15 protein-coding genes are annotated in these 14788 nt (G+C 62.1%); 4 read left to right on the forward strand and 11 right to left on the reverse strand.

The features are described from left to right. Positions 1-14 precede the first annotated feature (14 nt). A complete protein-coding gene (locus tag ACSFC5_RS07585) occupies positions 15-482 on the forward strand; it encodes a DUF7975 family protein (RefSeq protein WP_440764613.1) in 468 nt (155 codons plus the stop codon). 48 nt (positions 483-530) lie between these two features. Here the strand turns inward: ACSFC5_RS07585 and ACSFC5_RS07590 are convergent, their stop codons facing one another. Further along, positions 531-827 carry an amphi-Trp domain-containing protein gene (locus ACSFC5_RS07590; RefSeq protein ID WP_440764614.1) on the reverse strand — a complete coding sequence of 99 codons (297 nt, stop codon included), beginning with the start codon at positions 825-827 and terminating at the stop codon, positions 531-533. A gap of 460 nt (positions 828-1287) precedes the next feature. Here ACSFC5_RS07590 and coxB point away from each other — a divergent pair, with 460 nt between their 5' ends. Then, the gene (gene coxB, locus ACSFC5_RS07595) at positions 1288-2307 is read left to right on the forward strand and encodes a cytochrome c oxidase subunit II (protein ID WP_440764615.1); all 1020 of its coding nucleotides are present in this window, start codon (positions 1288-1290) and stop codon (positions 2305-2307) included. Then, positions 2307-4778, forward strand: a complete 2472-nt coding sequence (locus ACSFC5_RS07600) for a cbb3-type cytochrome c oxidase subunit I (protein WP_440764616.1) — start codon at positions 2307-2309, stop codon at positions 4776-4778. The genes coxB and ACSFC5_RS07600 overlap by 1 nt, the downstream gene beginning before the upstream one ends. Before the next feature lie 559 nt (positions 4779-5337). On the opposite strand, the gene ACSFC5_RS07605 is transcribed toward ACSFC5_RS07600, so the two are convergent. The 3 genes from ACSFC5_RS07605 to ACSFC5_RS07615 all read right to left on the reverse strand — a co-directional run bounded on the left by ACSFC5_RS07605 (position 5338) and on the right by ACSFC5_RS07615 (position 8908). Beyond that, complete coding sequence (locus ACSFC5_RS07605) at positions 5338-7041, reverse strand: S8 family serine peptidase (protein ID WP_440764617.1); 1704 nt, start codon at positions 7039-7041, stop codon at positions 5338-5340. Between the two features lie 57 nt (positions 7042-7098). After that, complete coding sequence (locus tag ACSFC5_RS07610) at positions 7099-7416, reverse strand: DUF7410 domain-containing protein (RefSeq protein WP_440764618.1); 318 nt, start codon at positions 7414-7416, stop codon at positions 7099-7101. A gap of 88 nt (positions 7417-7504) precedes the next feature. Beyond that, on the reverse strand, positions 7505-8908 hold the full coding sequence (locus ACSFC5_RS07615) for a hypothetical protein (RefSeq protein ID WP_440764619.1): 1404 nt from the start codon (positions 8906-8908) through the stop codon (positions 7505-7507). A gap of 166 nt (positions 8909-9074) precedes the next feature. Between ACSFC5_RS07615 and ACSFC5_RS07620 the strand changes: the two genes are divergently transcribed. Beyond that, entirely contained in the window at positions 9075-9341 is a 267-nt protein-coding gene (locus tag ACSFC5_RS07620; RefSeq protein ID WP_440764620.1) for a cytochrome C oxidase subunit IV family protein, read from the forward strand. Between the two features lie 631 nt (positions 9342-9972). Here the strand turns inward: ACSFC5_RS07620 and secY are convergent. From secY to ACSFC5_RS07655, 7 genes are read right to left on the reverse strand one after another with little or no spacing between them, the layout of a single operon-like run. Continuing rightward, positions 9973-11433: a preprotein translocase subunit SecY gene (gene secY, locus ACSFC5_RS07625; RefSeq protein ID WP_440764621.1), complete on the reverse strand. Its 1461-nt coding sequence runs from the start codon at positions 11431-11433 to the stop codon at positions 9973-9975. Between the two features lie 3 nt (positions 11434-11436). After that, positions 11437-11940 (reverse strand): uL15m family ribosomal protein, encoded by a 504-nt coding sequence (locus ACSFC5_RS07630; protein ID WP_440764622.1) that lies wholly within the window; start codon positions 11938-11940, stop codon positions 11437-11439. A 2-nt stretch (positions 11941-11942) separates the two neighbouring features. Further along, positions 11943-12410 carry a 50S ribosomal protein L30 gene (locus ACSFC5_RS07635; RefSeq protein WP_440764623.1) on the reverse strand — a complete coding sequence of 156 codons (468 nt, stop codon included), beginning with the start codon at positions 12408-12410 and terminating at the stop codon, positions 11943-11945. Beyond that, positions 12407-13060, reverse strand: a complete 654-nt coding sequence (locus ACSFC5_RS07640; RefSeq protein ID WP_090303777.1) for a 30S ribosomal protein S5 — start codon at positions 13058-13060, stop codon at positions 12407-12409. Before ACSFC5_RS07640 ends, ACSFC5_RS07635 begins: the two co-directional genes overlap by 4 nt. Beyond that, entirely contained in the window at positions 13057-13605 is a 549-nt protein-coding gene (locus tag ACSFC5_RS07645; protein WP_006088317.1) for a 50S ribosomal protein L18, read from the reverse strand. The genes ACSFC5_RS07640 and ACSFC5_RS07645 overlap by 4 nt, the downstream gene beginning before the upstream one ends. Next, entirely contained in the window at positions 13605-14054 is a 450-nt protein-coding gene (locus tag ACSFC5_RS07650; protein ID WP_440764624.1) for a 50S ribosomal protein L19e, read from the reverse strand. Before ACSFC5_RS07650 ends, ACSFC5_RS07645 begins: the two co-directional genes overlap by 1 nt. After that, entirely contained in the window at positions 14047-14787 is a 741-nt protein-coding gene (locus ACSFC5_RS07655; protein ID WP_440764625.1) for a 50S ribosomal protein L32e, read from the reverse strand. Before ACSFC5_RS07655 ends, ACSFC5_RS07650 begins: the two co-directional genes overlap by 8 nt. Between the last annotated feature and the right edge of the window lies 1 nt (position 14788).

Genomic DNA, 14788 nt, shown 5'->3' on the forward strand with positions numbered 1-14788 from the left:
ACATCCTCTGCAGTATGACCCGTTTCGAGGCGGCCGACCCGGCGGAGCGACGAAAATTGTACGTCGATGCGATCACGGCTCACCGGCAGCGAGGAAGCGAGTTCGTGACCCTCGAGGTCGACGGTGAGGTGTTCGATACGGACGGCGACGACGGGACCTTCGATGACGGCAACGGGGGCGAAAGCGACGTCGGTGCCGGCGACGGACTCGATCCGGAGCTCGGTCTCCCTTGGATCCAGTTCGGCGACGGAACGATCAACGTCGACTGTACGGATACGGAACTCGAGACCCTCAAAACCGTCCTCGGAGAGTTCCCGGCGTTCAAGATCGACGAGATCCACCGGCCGGACGATGCCGAAGGCGTCAACGTTCGTATCAGTGCGAAAGCGGATCCCAACCGGATCGCCCAGTGTCTCGACGCGATTTTCCAACGAGTCTACGAACTCCCCGATGACGTTCGTATCTGGGTCGTGGAGATCTGACTCGCCGTCCTCCGCGAGACTATTTCGAGACCCGAGTCGATCCGCCAGTTAGTCGATCGAGAGCGTGCCGTCGCCGGCTTCCTCCCCATCTTCACCCTCGTCCCACTCGAGTTCGAACTCGAGTCCGAGCTCGCCCGGGCCGTCGGGCGCCGAACTGGAGGTTTCTCGTTCGGCTTTGATCTCGAACGTCGGCCGAGCGGGCGGATCCATCGTTACCGACTCGCCACCTGCTTCGAGCGAGATCGAGTCGCCGTTCTCGAGGCTGTCGGCAACGGTTCGAAGGTAGTTGGCGATCTCGGCACGCTCCATGCGTTGCTCGAACTTGAAGAGAACCTCTTCTGGCATGTGTACTCATATGTGGTCAACGGTATAGAACGTTCCGCAAAACGTCATCGAGAACGTGACCTAGTTTCGGTCACGTTCGCGACGACACCCGTAGCGCGCGCGAGCGAATTACCGCGTGGTACGACGGGGGTTGGTGCGCCGTTGTAATTTCCCCGTTGCTCGCGGTCCGAACACGTTCGCTTTCGGGCGAAAATTCCCCGAGTAGCTGTCCGATACGAGACAGGAATTTCGACCCACAGCGATAGAAAAAAGGTCTCTCCCCCAAAGCGGATGTTGAGGGACTGAGAAATAATGGCAAGGGTCACCGTAATCGAACGCCGATATCCGCGGTAACAGTGGACGACGAGACCGATTCAATCGGGCCGTTTCCAAATAGATAAGTGTCCCCGGCCATCATCGTCCGAGATATAAGCGGTATACAAACGAGGTGAATACAATCTTCAGCGCACTTACGACCCCGATGCAGGTGCAGACGCGCGTAGACGTGTTCGAGAGCATCTTTCAGGTGTTTCTCGCACTCGGAACGCTCGTCGGTGTCGTCGTCATCGCGTACACCTTGTACAACGCGTACAAGTATCGCGATACTGACGACGCGAAAGCCGACGATTCGCTGCCCACACTCGGGGAGTTACCGACAGGCGGAGAGGGTGGAAAGAAACTGTTCCTATCGTTCGGAATCAGCGCCATTATCGTTATTTCGCTGGTAATCTGGACGTATGGAATGCTGTTGTACGTCGAGGACCCGCAGGACGACTTCGAAGAGGAACCGGTCGATATCGAAGTGGTCGGCCAAGGCTTTGCCTGGTCTTTCGAATACGAAAACGGTGCCGTAGAGAGAGGGACGATGACCGTTCCTGAAGATCATCCGGTCGCAATTCAGGTGACCTCTGGCGACGTCTGGCATACCTTCGGGATCTCCGATCTCCGTGTGAAAGCGGACGCGATCCCGGGCGAGTACGACGAGACGTGGTTCATTGCCGACGACGCCGATGCGGAACACGAAATCGAGTGCTTCGAACTCTGCGGTGACCAGCACACGCAGATGGACGGTACCGTCGAGGTACTGCCGGAAGACGAGTTCGAAACATGGCTCGACGAACGGTTCAACCTCGAGATCAGCTTCGAAGACCCGGAGGGCGAACCGATCAACGAAACCGGTCCACTCACGCTCGAACTCGTCCACCAGGAGAACGACGAGTTTGACGAGGACCTCGCGTACTCGTATACCGAGGAAGACTTCGATAACGACACGATCACCATCGAAGACATCGAACAGGGTGGTGAGTACGACCTGGTAATCGAGTTCGAAGAGGAGGAGTTCGAGACGATCGAGGACGAGCTCTCCATTACCAGTCCGTCGAGCGAGACCTACACGCTCGGTGAGGAAGATGAAGAGGACGAGGAGAACGATGAAAACAACGAGGACGAAGCGAACGGCGAAGAAGCGGACGAAGGCAATGAGGAAGGAGGTGAGGACTGATGAGTGACTTGCCCCCGATGACGTCCGTCAAGCGATGGCTCGTCACGACGAACCACAAGGACGTCGGGATTCTCTATCTCGCGACGGCGCTGTTCTTCCTTCTGTTCGGCGGCGTGCTCGCGCTGATTTTCCGCGCTCACCTCTGGGAAACGGGTGGAACGGGACTGCTTACGGGGAACCAGTTTAACCAGGCCGTCTCAGCCCACGGACTGTTGATGGTGTTCTGGTTCCTTTCCCCGATTGCGTCCGGATTCGCGAACTACTTCGTGCCGCTGCAGATCGGGGCGAAGGACCTCGCGTTCCCGCGATTGAACGCCCTGAGTTACTGGTTCTACCTGTTCTCGGGCATCCTCATCGCCATCTCGTTCTTCCAGCAAGGAACGTTCGCGGGCGGGTGGACGATGTACGCGCCACTGAACGTGCCGACGTACACCCCTGCGATGGAGGCGACGACTGGCAGCAATGCGACAGTCCTCGCGTTGTTGCTGTTCGTCTTCTCGATTACGCTCGGGACGGTGAACTTCCTCACGACGATTCACCGGTCGCGCGCAGAGGGACTCGGCCTCTGGAACATGCCGATGTTCACCTGGTCGTGGCTGCTAACGGTCTGGATGATGCTGTTCGCGTTCGCGGCGCTGCTCGCCGCACTGCTGTTGCTGTCGATCGACCGGCTGTTCCTCACGCAGTACTTCGCAACAGATCAGGGATCGGGTCTGCTGTGGGCGCACCTGTTCTGGTTCTTCGGGCACCCGGAGGTGTACATTGTCTTCTTCCCTGCGCTGGGGATCATGTTCGAGACGTTCCAGACCTTCTGTGGTCGACGGCTCGTCGGTCGGAAGTGGGTTATCATCGCGATGGTCCTCGTGGCCGTCCAGTCGTTCCTGGTCTGGATGCACCACATGTTCCTGACGACGATCAACCTCGAGATCAAGACGCTATTCATGGCGACGACGATCGGGATCTCGTTGCCCTTTGACCTGATGGTCTTCGCGCTGATCTACACGATGGTCAAGGGCCGCGTTCGGTTCACGACGCCGTTCCTGTTCAGCCTCGGTGCGCTCGTCCTGTTCATTCTCGGCGGCATCACGGGAGTCTTCCTCGGTGCCGTCGTGCTGGACTACGAGTTCCGCGGCACCTACTGGGTCGTCGCACACTTCCACTACGTGATGGTTTCCGGCGTGACGGCGCTGATCGCCGGCCTCTACTACTGGTGGCCGAAGATCTCCGGGAAGATGTACTCCGAGACGCTCGGCAAACTCAACTTCGCGGTCTACTTTATCGGCTTCAACCTGCTGTACTTCCCGATGTTCCTCGCCTGGGAGACGCCGCGGCGCGTCTTCAACTACGGCGAAGGGATGCAGATCTACCATCAGATGGCGACCGTCGGGGCGTTCGTTCTGGGCGCGTCGTTCCTGATCATGTTCTACACCTTTGCGAAAAGTTGGATTTCGGGGCCCGACGCACCCGATAACCCGTGGGAATTCTCCCGCACCGCCGAGTGGGCGATCCCCTCGCCCCCGCCCCTCGAGAACTGGGACGGTCGGCCGAGCTACGCCAGCGGCCGACTCGAGTTCGTTGACGACTCCAAGGCGGCCACCGACGGCGGCGTCGCCACCGGCCACGGTGAAGCGACGGCAGTCGATACGAGCGAAGAGGAACACGCCGACCACGCCAGTATCTGGCCGCTCGGTGTCGGATTCGGGACCTTCGTGTTCTTCCTCGGCCTGACCGGCCTGACGCCGTACGTGGTCGAGTTCGCCCAGGCACGAGGGCTCGAGGGCGTCGGAACTGGAGCCGAGCAGACCATCCTGTACCCGATCCTTATCGTCGCCGGACTGGCCATCCTCGCGGTCACGCTGTACAAGTTCGGTATGGAAGAGTTCAACGCGCCCGAGATGGCGATCGCTGAGCGCTGGCCGTTCGAGGGCGTCGGCAACACGAAACTCGGCGTCTGGTTCTTCCTGGCGTCGGACGTCGTCGTCTTCGGTGCCGCGATCGGCGCGTTCATCTTCATGCGCCTGCACATGGGCTGGAACAACTGGACGACAGTCCCATTCGCTTCCTGGCCCGGCCTGCTCAACACCTACATCCTGCTGACCTCGAGTTTCACGGTCATCCTCGCGCTCGTCTTCGCCGAGCGCAAGAACAAGAAGGGGCTGCTCGGCGCCATGGGCGCGACGCTCCTCCTTGGATTGGCGTTCATGAGCGTGAAGGCCTACGAGTACAGCGTGAAGTTCGCCGACGGCGATTACTGGTGGTACGGTATCGAGTACTCCATCTACTTCGTCACGACGGGACTGCACGCACTGCACGTGGTCCTCGGATTGCTCATCGCCGTCTTCATGATCTACCGGATCCTGAGCGTCGATGCCTACCTCGAGGATCATCGGCCGGTCGAGTTCTTCGGCCTCTACTGGCACTTCGTCGACATCGTCTGGGTCTTCCTGTTCCCGCTGTTCTACCTGATGTAGCGGCCATCCGCTACACGGGATTCGAATTTCGGTATTTGTGAAGCCGTAGTTCCTCCCGAGCGTTAGCGATAGTAGTCGCTGAACGTCACTGCACATCCGATCGCAGGACGGCTGCGCGGTTCGGAGCGTACGCGGTTCGGAGCGAACGAAGTGAGCGAGAACCGCGAAAAGCGAACGGGGAGCGCAAGCGATCCGTGAGCGAACGAAGTGAGCGAGAACTGCGATAGTGCGATCGGTGTGTAAATCGTTTCAGTTGTTACTATAGTCGCTGCGCTGAGTCGGATCCGTCTGGAAGTCGTTACCCGACCGAACGGTTCCGATCAGCTACCCGCCGTAGCTACGCTCCGACTCGCTCACACGCCGGCGAGTGGCGATCTCCGCTCCGTCCGAACCGGACTGTAACTCTCCCGAGAGCGTGGTTCCCGATCGCCGACCGTACGCTCGTCTCTCGTCGCGACTGTCAGGGCACACGACGCTCGAAAAAATCACGGAACGCGTCTTCCGGTCCAGAAGAATCGTGGGTCGAGACCGCGCGTACGGCCGAGATGTTCCCGCCGGCTCAACGCTCGGTCTCTCGAGACGCCGAGCGGGCGGCGAACAGTGCGATGACAGCGACGAGCACTACGATGACCGATACGCCAGCGGCGAACAGTTGGCTGTAGGGTGCCGTCGTTCTCGATTCCGTCTCGGTCGCGCTATCCGCCGAATCGGTACCGATCGCTTCGCGAGTGTCGACGAGTGCGTCGGTCGCAGCCTTCGCGTCGACGATACCGTGCCCGTAGCGCGTGTCCATCGTCTCCGTATCTGCGCCGTCGGGTTTCCAGGTCGTCCCGTAGAGTGCCGTCGAGATCTCCTCGGTCGTTGCATCGGGTTCGGCCGACAGCATCAGCGCGACCGTTCCCGAGACGTGTGGTGTCGCCATCGAGGTGCCCGGTATGGGCTGATATCCGCCGCCAGGGACCGCGCTGAAGACGGCGACACCGTGTGCCACCACGTCGGGGACGACGTACGACGACGGCCACGACGCTTGCTCGTGAGTCCAGTCGCTTCGGTTGATCGTTTCGCCGCCCGAGAAGGAAGCGACGGTTCCGTCCGTGTGAACGGCGCCGACGCTGATCGCCTCGTAGACGTTTCCTGGCGAGTTGGAGGTCTCCTCGCCGTCGTTACCGATCGCTGCGATGACGACGGCACCGCTATCGACGGCGTTTTGCACCGGACCGATCAGCGGGCTATGTGTGCCTGTCGCCCCGAGACTCATACTGATTACGTCCGCCTCCTCCTCGAGCGCCCATTCCATACCGGCAATGATCTGTGCGAACGAGCCGCTGGTCTCGTGCAAGACGAGTCCGTGGAGTAACTCCGCGTCCGGTGCGACACCGATCTGTGCCCCGCTCGCGGCGTTGCCCGCGACCGTCCCGCTGACGTGCGTGCCGTGGGTGCCGGAGTCGTACGGCGTCGACCCCTCGACGCGCTCGCCCGCCGCGTCGAACTCGGCCCAGCCGCCCGGATACGTCGGATCCGACGGATCCTCAGTGTGGAGGTCGATCGAGGGATGATCGGCGTCGACGCCGGTGTCGAGCACGGCAACCCTGACGCCGTCGCCGCGGGTGTCGTACGAGTCCCAAACCGCCGGCGCGTTCAGTTGTGCGATACCGGGCGTCGTTAGCTGAGACGTACCGCTGATTTCGTCGCTGTCGACGAGTATCTCCGCCGTACTAGCCGTCCCGTCGACCGTCGGCTCCTCGGGAACGGAGAGCTCGAAGTTCTCGTGGACCGCTTCGACGGGGCCGACGGCCGCGAGGACCTCGAGGGTCTCGAGGTCGATCCGATCGGCGTCGACTTCGAGGAGGACGGCGTTGGTCAGCCAGAACTCCGACTCGACGCTGACGCCGGGTGTGTCGGCGACGTGCTCGAGGAGCGACTCCTGTGTCTCCTCGGCGTGGTCTTCGAGGAGCCGTTCTGCTTCCGCCGCAGTCGCGTCCGCGGGGATGGTCGCTTCCTCGAGTCGTAGAACGACCTCGATCGTTCCGTTGGCCGACTCGACGGAGTCCTCGACGTCGGTGTGGATCACGCCGTCCGCCGAGTCAGCCGTCGTCTGAAGCTGAATCGTACCCGTTCCGCCGCCGTCAACGGTGGGGTGCTCGAATCCACTGGTCGCAGCGAGCGCGGGGGTAAGCAGCGCCGTCGTCAGCACTAGACAGGCGAGTGCAACGGTCAGAAGACGAACGGTCCCGGCAGTCGGGACCACACGGTGTGCCGCCATGATACGCCAACTGGGTAGTCATGCGATAAAGAGATTCTGGAGAGTGGATCGATCCGTTCAGCCGGCCCAGACGAGCGCGTAAAGGAAGGTGAACATGAAGTAGGTCAGAAAGACGGTGACGGCCGCTTTGAGGTGGAACGTGAAGAGTTCGTACTCCTCGTCGTCGCGCTCGTCTTCGAACGCCGTGCGTTCGTCTGCGGTGAGTTCGTCGGGGTGGGAGACCCCGAGGTGGTACGTGGCGTACCGCGCGGAGCGAAACGGGCGGCCACAGTAGGGACAGGTCGTCGCGGGCATCTCGTCCGACGGCACGTCGTACTCGCACTCCGTGACGGCTTCCGGATACAACTCGACGGTCGGTCGGTGCTCGAGGCGCATTCGTTGGCCGTGACTTGGGGCGGTTCGATACTGTGTATTTCGGTGTTCGATCGGCGGTGACTGGCGATCGTCCGTCGGCCGAGACGATTCAGCCCGGTACGTAGACCGGTTCCGTAGCGGGCACCGAGACGAGATACAGACTCACCATGGTAAAGAAAATCATGACGACGATGAAGGGGTACTGGCTCCGGATCGCTTGCAGCTTTCCGGGGAACAATTCGAACGAGACGGCGTGGGTGATCCAGACGGCGAGGATATGACCGAGCAGGATTCCGGCGATCTCGACGTAGCCGAACCACGACGTCAGCACGTACTGGGTCGGGTTCTCGGGCGGATTCAGTGGGGCAGCCATCGTATCGACGAGCGACGGCCACAGCGAGATCGAGAACCCGATGTAGTGGGCGAAGTGATAGCCGGCCGCGATGGCGAGCAGCGGCGGTGCGAATCGGAGGGCGAGATAGCGCCGCGAGAGGTACGTCTCGGCGCGTTCGCGCGTCCTGGCGGCGGCGGTCCAGTACACCGTCCAGAAGAGGGCGAAGCCGGCCAGCAATAGCCCCAGATAGACGATCTGGGGCGGGATCCCGAGAGCGACGAGCAGTTCGACGGTTCGAACGCCCGGCTCGGTGACGATGAAGCCGCTGTAGGTCAGCTCCCAGACGAGCACGAGGACGAACGCGACCAGCGAGACGTCGGTGACCACGTCGTCGTCGCCGAGCCTCGAGCCGGGATAGCGAACCTCGAGCCCGTCTTGGGTCCGCTGTAGGGGAGCGACTGCGCCGTAGAGGTGGAACCAGACGGAGATCGGATCCCCTCTTCGGAACCACGTCTCGGGGGAGAAGACGACGGCACCGCCGATCGTGAACGCGGAGTACGCGAGGACCACGACGACGAGCGCGCGTGCCGAACTGCTCAACGGCAGCAGTAACTCGAGCCAGATGAGCGCGAGGAGCGCGCCCACGGCGGGCCAGGAGCCGAGCCACGCGGGGTAGGTGGCGTAGCCGTTCGGGAGGAAGACGGCGATGCGACGCCACGGGTTGAGTGCGCGCCACGGATTGCCGACGGTGTAAGCGACGATCGTCAACAGCGCACGGCCACCGACGAACGTCAACAGGACGGCAGCGCTGAAATTGCCGAGTTGAGGGCCGACGAGGCCGACGACGACGATGAATACCAGAGCGCCGATGCCGAGCGTTCCGAGCAACAGCGAGCCCGCCGCTTGGAGACGCTCCGCGGGGAATCCGACCGTATCGTCGTGGAAGCTGCCGATAACATCGCGATCGGTCACGAGCATCGTCATCAGCGCCGACGCCCCGATGACGCCGCCACCCGTCGCGAGATACAGCCACGTCGGGACCGCCGTCTCGCCGCTTTGTTCGGAAAGCCCGACAGCGACGTTGCTCGCGGCGACGATGCCGGCACCGACGGCGAGCGCGACGAGCACGAAGGCGCTAAGGATGCCGGTTCGCCGAAGGAGGGCCCGACGTCCACTCATTGCTCGAGCGTTAGGCTGTGGCCCCATCTACGTGTCGTTTTGGACGATGGTGCTCCCGAAGATGTTCGCCAAGACAGGCGTTTCGGAGCGGTACGACCCGTCGGCGAGCGGTCGCGACCGATCGTATGAGGAAGGTATAAGTGGCCGTCATCCGGATTGTACACCAATGGCTGACGTTCGGACATACGCTCTCATATACGTCGTACTGTTAGCGCTCGGGACGGGCAAGTTCCTGTTCTTCGAGCTCGACCAGCTATTCACGGAGCAGATGGCGATCGCCGGGACGGTTATCCTAGCGATCGTCAAGTCGCTGCTGATCGCCGGTTACTTCCAGCACCTGCGGGAGGAACCGCGCTCGATCACCTACCTGATGCTCACCGCCGTGTTCATGGTGTTCCTGCTGACGGTTGCGGCGGGCTACTCCATCCAGTAAGCGTCCCTCACCGTCGTTTTACGTTCTCTTCTCCCTGAACGGTTGTCGTTGTCACCAGTTGTAGATTTTGCTCGAGGGTATCGCCGCTTCGGCAAGTGCGGTCTCGATTCCCAGTCCTCGAGCTAACCGATTGCGCCGACTCCGACCCGTAGTCGGATCGATCGAACAGGTGACCGTTCGGAATCAGTTTCAGTTCCGGTGACAATCATCCCCGTTCGGAGTATCGTCCCCGCTGGAGAGGCCAATTGAAGTGTCCACTGTCGTCGCTATCGAACTACGTCCGTCTGTGACGTCCCGTTCGGTCCGGCTATCCGGTCGAAGACGTACGCGCCGGCTCTCGAGTTCGCGACGGAGGACGTAACCGCCGGCACTGATCGGTGTCGCCACACGACGGTCGGCCGATGTCTGCGAGACGGAGCGGTTCCGTCTGTGTCGACAATTCGACGCTAGTCGCCGGGTCATCGTACTACAGCTAACGGGCAGACGGACATAATCGCGAGGCCCTCGGACTCGTCACGCGAGCGCAGGGAGGCTCGTTGGTCACCGTGACAATTCCGTACGGCGGACTTGAGCGGAACGGAATGGCTGTCGCTACCGGGGTCGAAAATAACGGAAAGAGGAAAGAAGGTCGCTACTCCCGGCCGAACATCTGGCGCATCATCGGATGCATCTCCATCATCTGCTCCTCGGCGATCTCCTCGTACAGCTTGTACGTGATGGAGACGGCCAGCAGCAGCCCGGTTCCCGTAACACCACCGACCGTCCCGAGCATGTTCGCCCAGACGGCCAGCAGTCCCACGAGCGCACCACCGATGACGGTCACTTGCGGGATGTACCGCTCCATGACCTTCTCGATGACGCCGACGTTCTGCCGGAAGCCGGGAATCTGCATCCCGGAGTTCTGGATCTGACGCGCGGTCGCCTCAGGACCCATATTGGTGGTCTCGACCCAGAAGATGGCGAAGACCGCACCGCCGACGACCATGAACGTTAGGTCGACGGAGATACGGATCAACACCATCCACGTCTCTTGGGTAACGGCACCGGTCCACCACATCCAATCCTGTGGCGAGTAGATCGGCGCGGTGTAGTAGAAGAACCCGCTGACGGGCTCTCCGCCGGAGTAGTTACCCAGCCACGTGGGCATTCCGGCCCACTGACTGTTCAGGATCTGCCCCATGAACTGAATGTTCGCCTGCAGCGCGCGGACGAGGATCATCGGCAGGACGCTCGCGTAGATGAGCTTCACCGGGAAGCGTCCGCGAGCACCCTTGACGCGGGCGTGACTGAGCGGAATCTCGACCCGCACGGATTCCGCGTAGACGACGATACTGAAGATCAGTAGCGTCGTCAGCAAGGCGACGATCTGTCCCTCGCCGAGCAAAAGCGTGTAGAGTCCGTCGCCGGAGACGAGCGAGCCGGTTTCGATCCGGCCGGTAAGGATCCGGTACCAGTCGTAGAAGAACCCGTCGGCGCTGGGTTGGATGAACCCGGTGACGAGTCGCTGGCTCACGCTGGCGATGATGAACAGCCCGATCCCGCTGCCGATCCCCCACTTACTGACGACCTCGTCCATATACAGGATGAGGATCCCGCCAATGAAGATCTGGGTGAACATCAGCACCTGGACCTCGGTCTGTCCGAACTCGAATCCGCCGAGAGCCAGTGACTGCTGGGCTGGCAGGAAGCCGCCGGCGAACACCATCGGGAGCGCAGTCAGCGCCGTCATGATGATGACGAGCAGTTTCTGCAGCCCCTGGTAGAGCACCTGGTCCCGCGGATCGTCCGTGTCGAGACCGAGCAGGTTGGCACCACCGAGCAGCTGTAAGACGATGCTGGCGGTGACGATCGGTCCGATACCGACCTGCATCAGCGACCCCATCTCGCCGGCGAGCACCGAACGGAACTCGCCGAAGATGTCGGTCGCCTCTCCGCCCTGCAACCCGAGCAAGGCGATGTTCGTCAGGAAGAAGTACAACACGAGGATCCCCGCAGTCCACGCCAGCTTGCGCTTGAAGGGAACGTGTCCCTCCGGACGGCGGACTGCAGGCATCCGCGTCAAGACCGGTTCAGCGGCTTCCTTCCATCCCATCTGTTAGTCCTCGTTCTGTTCGTCGTCGGCGTCGGCTTCCTCGGCCTCGGCTGCCGCGGCCTGCTGTGCTCGTTCCGTGAGCACGGCCTCGCCGCCGGCAGCCTCGAGTTTCTCCGCGGCGGATTCGGAGAAGTCGTCTGCCGTGATTTCGAGGGAGTTTCGAACCTGTCCCGAGCCGAGAACCTTCACTATGTCGACCTCGTGTCCGTCTTCGACGACGTCGCGAGCGTCGATCGCGTAGCCGTCGTCGGTCTCGTCCGCGAGATCGTCGGCGACGTACAGGATCGCGTCCTCGTCGAGTTTCTGGACGTCGATCTCCGCGACCTCGTCGCGGATGTTCTGCGGTCGCTTGAAGCCGTGTTTGCCCTTCGGTTCGTAGTTGTGGAACTCGTGTTTGCTACGTCCAGCACGGCCGCGGCCACCGCGATGGCCCGCACCGCGTCGGTTCTTGTGGGTGCCGCCGCTGTGAGTGCGCGATCCGCGCTGGCGTCGTTTTTTACTCGTCATGGTTATCGCATCGATTCTAACAGGTCGTTAATCTGCGCTGTTGTATGCTTTCCGAGTTGGCCGCCTTCGACAGTCGGCTTCTTGATGCCGTCGTGGCCGCCTCGTGGTGGGTGCAGTCGAAGCGTTGGCGACAGACCCTGCTCGCGCAGCGTCGTCTCCTCTGCGAGTAGTGCCTCGGCGAGTCCACCGAAGTCCTCGTAGTCGGTGTGCTCCGCGAGCCACTCCTCGTCGACGTCTGCCTGTTTGCCTTCGAGGGGCTCCGCTCGCTTCGCGAGCAGCGTCTCGAGGACGTCGGCGTCCGGTTCGCCGACGGCGACGTAGTCGTTGACCTTCGAGATCATGCCCTGGTAGGCGTCAGTCTCGGGGACGAGCGTGCAGTGGTTGACGCTGTGAATGTTGAGCATCTCCAGGGTGTCCTGGATATCGCCCTTGCGGTTGACCTCACCGCGGACCTGAACGATCGCTTTCATTGGTCAGCCACCTCGGCTTCGTCCTGTCGACCCCGCTGCTGGGGCTGACGCGACTGCGATGCGTTCTCGAGTGCATTGAACGTCGCCTTCGCGAGGTTGACGGTCGTTCGAGTGTTGCCGTGACTCTTGGTCCAGGCGTTTTCGATGCCGGCCAGTTCGAGGACGTGACGGACGGTGTCGCTCGCAGCCAGTCCGAGCCCTTCGGGCGCGGGGATGACCTCGACCTCGACGGAGCCGGCTTTGCCGGTCGTCCGTCGGGTCAGCGAGTGTGGCCGATCCGAACGGTCCTCCCAGGAACCGGAGCCGCGTGGCACCTGGATGATGTTCAGCTTCGCGATACCGATCGCCTTCTGGATGGCGGAGCCGACCTGGTCGTCTCGGCCTTCCGCGTAGCCGACGTAGCCGTCGCGGTTACCGACCGCGACGACGCATCGGAACTTCACGCGGCGTCCGGAGTCGGTCATCCGCTGGACCATGTTGATGTCCAGCACTTCGTCGTCCAGTCCGGGAAGGAGCTGGTCGACGATCTCGGGTTCCTTCAGCGGGAGTCCCGAGGCGAGGGCGGTCGCCATATCGTCGATCTCGCCCTCTTGGACCTTCCGACCGAGACGGGTGACGGGTTCCCATCCGCTGTCGTTGTAGTTGCTCATTCGAGAATCGCCTCTCGTACCTCGTCGAAGTGTTCTGGGAGATCAGCTGCGTCGAACTCCCCGCTGTACAGCGGCTCGTCGAGCTGTTCGGCGTACTCGGCGATGTGTTCGCCGCGGGTACGCGACCAGTCCGCGAGCACGCTATCGTTGTGCGGAATCTCGAGGCCTGCGTCGATGGCCCCTTCCTGCACTGCGAACACCTTGTTCCCGGGTGTGGCCGTGTTGAGACCGATGTCGAGGACCGCTTCCTCGAGACCGGCGTCGACGGCTCGTTTGCCGGCCAGCAGGCCGGTCAGATACGCCGCGGAGATGTTGGATGTCGGGGCTTCCCAGCCGTACTCCTCCAAGTCGCTGGAGTGTGCGCTTGCGAGCGTCTCGTCTCCCTGAGGTCCGGGAGTGATCAGCTGCGCCGTAGTGTGCTTGTTGCTCTTGCGAGCGACGAGGCGGGGCTTTCCCGATTTCAGCAGGCGCAACCTCTGGTGGTAGTCCGTCCGGACCTCACGGCGACGCCGCATCGGTACCTTATATCGTGGTCCTGTCGCCATTATTGGTCACCGTAGGTTTCGTCGATGTAGTTCAACAGGTACTGGACGCTCCGGAACTCCCCACCGCCAGCCTTCTTGTAGAGCTGTCGGTACTGCGTGGGCGTCAGCTCGCCCGAATCGCGGAGTTCACGCAGCTTCCGTCGCTGTGCGCGAATCTTGTTCTGCCATTCGTCTTTCTCGTTCTGGCGTGCGCCTTTCTTGCCGCGGCGCTTGCCCGGCCCGTTCTGGTGTCCGTAGGCGCGCTTCTTGTTGCGCTCACGGGCACGGCCACGAGAGTTGCCAGAGGCGTCGTCAGCCTGAATGCGACCTTCGTCGACGAGGTCGCGGATCTCGTCGCGGGTGATCGCTTCGGCAATCTCCGACTGGGCGTCGGGATCGAGCCAGACGCGGTTCTGACCGACATCCATGACGTCGGCTGCGAGTCGCTTCTGTGCGGAGAGATCAGTCATTTGATTCCACCTCGACTTCTTCGTAGGTCGGGTTCAGGACGCGAACGCCCTGTTCCTCTGCTTGCTCTTCGATCCGTTCGCGCTTGCGCGCGCCGACCGAGGAGGCGATGCGGACCGCTTCGTATGAGCCGTCGACACCCTCGAGGTCGTTCGTGTTCTCGACGTAGACCTCGTCGAAGCCGCTGGGGTGTTTCCCTCGCACGGCTTCGGGGGTGCGGTAGCCGGCCTGGACCTTGGGGCCCTTGCCTTTGATACCGCGTCGCTGTTTCGATAGCTGCCCGCGTGGGCGGCGCCAGGACTCCGGCGTCCGCTTTTTCTTGTGGTAGTCCTGTCGGTTGAACTGCGGCTTGCCTTCGCTCTGCCGGCGGCCGAGGAGTCGCTCCTCGTCGTCGGAGAGTTCGGGCGTCTTCTCGGTCAGCCCGCGGGGCTGCAGTTCGGTCTCGACGTCGTCGGCCGCTTCGGCTTCCTCGTCGACGCCTTCGTCTTCGATCTCGGCGTCGGTCTCTTCGGAAACTTCGAGGTCGCCGACGTCGGCTTTGATTCGGGCCGCAAGTGCGTTCCCGATACCTTCGGCTTCGGCCAGGTCGTCCTGGTCTGCCTCTTTGACGTCCTCGATGGAGTCGAATCCGGCGTCGCGCAGGGCTTCCGCCTTGCTCGCACCGACGCCGCTGATGTCTTCGAGCTCCTGGGGCTCGTCTTCGGCCGAGTTGTCTTCGGGTTCTTCGTCTGCCATC

Source organism: Natronorubrum marinum, from assembly GCF_052040125.1.
In the GTDB taxonomy this organism is placed as follows: Archaea; Halobacteriota; Halobacteria; order Halobacteriales; family Natrialbaceae; genus Natronorubrum.